At 75.3% G+C, this 3880-nt stretch carries 3 protein-coding genes; all 3 read left to right on the top strand.

What is annotated here, in order from left to right; all coding sequences use genetic code 11:
- The coding region (locus BZL64_RS30255; protein WP_086772336.1) for an exopolysaccharide biosynthesis polyprenyl glycosylphosphotransferase at positions 1-1062 on the top strand (1062 nt) is incomplete at its 5' end.
- Between the two features lie 9 nt (positions 1063-1071).
- Positions 1072-2448, top strand: coding sequence for an O-antigen ligase family protein (locus tag BZL64_RS30250; protein WP_086772335.1), 1377 nt, complete (start codon positions 1072-1074; stop codon positions 2446-2448).
- The coding region (locus BZL64_RS30245) for a lipid II flippase MurJ (protein ID WP_244205557.1) at positions 2445-3880 on the top strand (1436 nt) is incomplete at its 3' end. The genes BZL64_RS30250 and BZL64_RS30245, both read left to right, overlap by 4 nt.

Genomic DNA, 3880 nt, shown 5'->3' with positions numbered 1-3880 from the left:
GCGCAGGCGCTGTCCGCGCGCATCCTGGTCCTCGGGTTCACCGCGCAGGCGCTCACCGCCTGCACCGGACGCGCCGCCGTCCATCTGCTGCGCCGCCGGGCACTGCTGCGCCGCCCGCGCGCCGCGCTCGTCGTCGGCCCGGCGGCCACCGCGCAGCGGGTGGCCGCGGCCGTGCTGCGCCACCCCCGGTACGGAGTACGGCCCATCGGCATCGTCGCCGAGCACCCCGGCCACCCGGACGGCGCCGACGGGCTGCCGGTGCTGACCACGGGTCAGGAGGTGCAGCGCGCCCTCATCCAGAACGGCGTCCGTGACGTCCTGTGCGTCCACCCGTCGGTGCGCACCGCGCAGGGTCCGCTGCTGCGGGCGCTGGCCGAGTCGGGCTGCGCGGTGTGGGAGGTCGACGCCGACACCCCGTCGTACGCGACCCGTGAGCAGCTCGCCGGGTTCCCCTGCCGTCGGCTGGACATGGGCAGCGGGCGTGGCGGCGGGCTCGGCAAGCGGCTGCTGGACATCACGGTGTCCGGGACGCTGCTGCTGCTGGTCAGCCCCCTGCTGCTGGTGTTCGCGGCGGTGCTGCGGCTGACCAGCGGACCGGGCGTGGTGTTCCGGCAGGAGCGCATCGGCAGGGACGGGCGCCCGTTCACCCTGCTCAAGTTCCGCACCCACCGTCCGGTGGACGAGCACGAGTCCGCGACCCGGTGGAGCGTGGCGGGCGAGGTGCGGATGAGCCCGTTCTGCCGTTTCCTGCGCGAGTCCTCGCTGGACGAGCTGCTCCAGCTGTGGAACGTGCTGCGGGGCGACATGAGCCTGGTCGGACCCCGGCCCGAACGCCCGTACTTCGTAGGCCAGTTCAGCCAGACCTACCCCGGCTACGCGGCCCGGCACCGGATGCGGACCGGGATCACCGGCCTCGCCCAGATCCACGGGCTGCGGGGCGACACCTCCATCGAGGACCGGGCCCGCTTCGACAACGCCTACATCGACAACTGGTCGCTGTGGCAGGACATCTGCATCCTGCTGCGCACCGCGGCCGCCCTCGTGCGACCGACCGGGAGCTGAAACCGTCCGATGAGCCTCGCCCTGCCCGTGCCCCGTCTGCGGACGCTGTCGCCGGTGCTGCCCGTCGTCGCCGTGGTGGCCCTGCTCGCGCTGCCGGTCTCCCCCGGCGGCGAGGGCGGAGCGGGACCGGCCGACGCGCTCTCCGCGCTCGTCGTGCTGTTCTGCGCGGTCCGGCTGCTGCGGCAGCGGCGGCGCCCCCTGTCCCGCACGGCGGCCGTGGTGCTGGGGCTGCCGGTGGCCGGGCTCGCGCTCGCCGCGATGGGGGCGTCCTCGCCGGGCGCGGGCATCGGCGGCCTCGGCCGCTACCTCCAGGTGTTCGTCCTGGTCCCGGCGGCGGTGCTGCTGCTGATCCGTGACCGGTGCGACTTCCGGCTGCTGGCCTGGTCGTTCGTGGGGCTCGCGGGCTGGCAGGGCGCGGTCGGCGTGCACCAGTACGTCACCGGGACGGGCGCCTCCTACCAAGGGGAGGAGATCCGCGCGGTCGGTACGTTCGGCGCGCAGGACGTGATGGGCATGGCGACGGTCGTGTCCTTCGGGCTGGTCTGCGCGGCCGGCCTGGCCCTGGGCCGGTCCTCGGTACGGCAGCGGACGATCGCCACCGCCTGCGCGCTGGGCCTGCTGCTGCCGCTCGCGCTGTCCTTCAGCCGGGGGGCGTGGATCGCGACGGCGGTGACCTGCTCGGCGCAACTGGCGCTGGCCGGGCTGCGGCGGGCGGTGAAGGCCGGCGCGGTCGTCCTCGCCGCGGGCGTGGTCCTGGTCGGCGGCTTCGGCGTCGGTACGGCGATGCTCCAGGAGCGCATCGGCAGCATCACGCAGGTCGCGGACGCCCCCGACCAGTCGGTCACCGACCGGTACACGATGTGGGCGGCGGCGGTCGGCATGTGGCGCGAACAGCCGCTGACCGGCGTCGGGTTGAAGGGTTTCCCCGAGCACCGGGACGCGCACGCCTCGCTGGCCCTGTCGGCCGGCAGCGACACCGAGGGCGCCGGCGCCGGCTACCGCAAGCAGCCGCTGCTGTCCCCGCACAACATGTACCTGCTGGTCCTGGGCGAACAGGGCCTGATCGGGCTGCTCGCGCTGGCCGGCAGCTGGCTGGCGCTGCTGGTGTGCGCGCTGCGCGGGCTGCTGCGCGTCCACCGGAACCGGGCGCCCGGCCTCGACTGCGCCCTCGTCGCCTGCGGCCTCCTCGTCTGGCAGCTCACCGACTTCCTGTACGCCGACATCGGCGGACCCTCGACGGTGCTGACCGCGGTGGTGCTGGGGCTCGCCGCCTGGTGGGCGCTGGTCGGGGCCGAGGAGGCTCCCGGCGGCGAGGAGCCGGCGGGTCCGGTCGGGCGTGCGCGGGCTCTCGGGAGCGGCGGGCGCGAGGAGGCGCTCGGGCGATGACGGTGACGCCTTCCCGGACCACGCGGGCGGACGGCGACGCGGACGGCGACGCGGACGGCGACGCCGGCAGTGACGCGGGCGGTGACGTGGGCGGTGGCGCGGACGTCACGGTCGCAGGGGCGGCGCGGCCGACCGGACGCCACGGGAAGCGGCAGGAGAAGCGGCCCCGGAAGGCGCTCGCCAAGGTGCTCGGGAACGCGCCCGCGGATTCGCCCGACCCATTCCCGTCCGAACCCCCCTCATCCGAACCGCCCCCGGCCTCCGGAGGGTTCCTCGCCCGTGCCGCCCTGATCACCGCCGTCCTGTCGGTCGCCGGTTCGCTGCTCGGGCTGGTCCGCGATCAGGCACTGGCCCGGCTGTTCGGGGCGGGGCGGGACACGGACGCCTTCCTCGTCGCATGGACGGTGCCCGAGTTCGCGGCCACCCTGCTCATCGAGGACGGGCTGGCGTTCGCGCTGATCCCGGCGTTCAGCATGGCCCTGGCCCGGCGCGCCAGGGGGGCCGGCGGCGACCCGGTCCGCGCCCTCGTCGCCGGGACGCTGCCGCGGCTGTCGCTGGCGTTCGTCGCGGCCGGCGTCCTCGTCGCGGCCCTCGCCCCCCAGGTGGTCGGAAGCCTCGCCCCCGGTCTGCCCGACCCCGCGCTGGCCATCGACTGCACCCGGCTCACCGCGACCTGCGTGGTGAGCTTCGGGCTCGCCGGGTACTGCAGCGCGGCCCTGCGCGCGCACCGGCGGTTCGTGGCGCCGGCGGCGATCTACGTGGCGTACAACACGGGCATCGTCACCGGGATGTTCGTGCTCGGCGAGCGCTGGGGGGTGCGGTCGGCGGCGGTCGGGGTCGCGGTCGGCGGCTGCCTGATGGTGGCCGTACAACTGCCGTCGCTGTGGAGGCAGTTGCGCAAGCGCGACGCGGAGACCGCCGGGGTGGCGGAGGAGCCTCGGCCGCTCGGCGGGGCGATCGTGGCGACCGTGCTGCTGTTCGCGCTGTGCCGGCAGTCGCAGATCCTGGTCGAGCGGTTCCTCGCCTCGCAGTTGCCGTCGGGGGCGATCTCGCATCTGAACTACGCGCAGAAGGTCGCGCAGATGCCGATGATCCTGTCGCTGATGGTGTGCACGGTCACCTTCCCGGTGGTCGCGCGGGCGCTGGCCGAGGGCGACACCGAGCGGGCCCGCGACCGGGTGCAGCGGGACCTGGCGCTGGCCGCGTGCGTGGTGCTGCTCGGCACGGCGGCGGTGGTGGCCTGCGCGCCGCAGATGATCGAACTGTTCTTCCAGCGGGGCGCGTTCACCGCGCGGGACACCGCGGCGACGGCGGGCGTGATGCGGGTGTACGCGCTCGGGCTGCTCGGCCAGACCCTGGTCGGGGTGCTGGCCCGCTCCTACTTCTCGACGGGCCGCGCCTCCTGGTACCCGGCCGCGGCGATGGCCGTCGG

Source organism: Streptomyces bobili, assembly GCF_002154575.1.
Classification (GTDB): domain Bacteria; phylum Actinomycetota; class Actinomycetes; order Streptomycetales; family Streptomycetaceae; genus Streptomyces; species Streptomyces bobili.
This window is presented reverse-complemented; position numbering and strand designations above follow the sequence as displayed.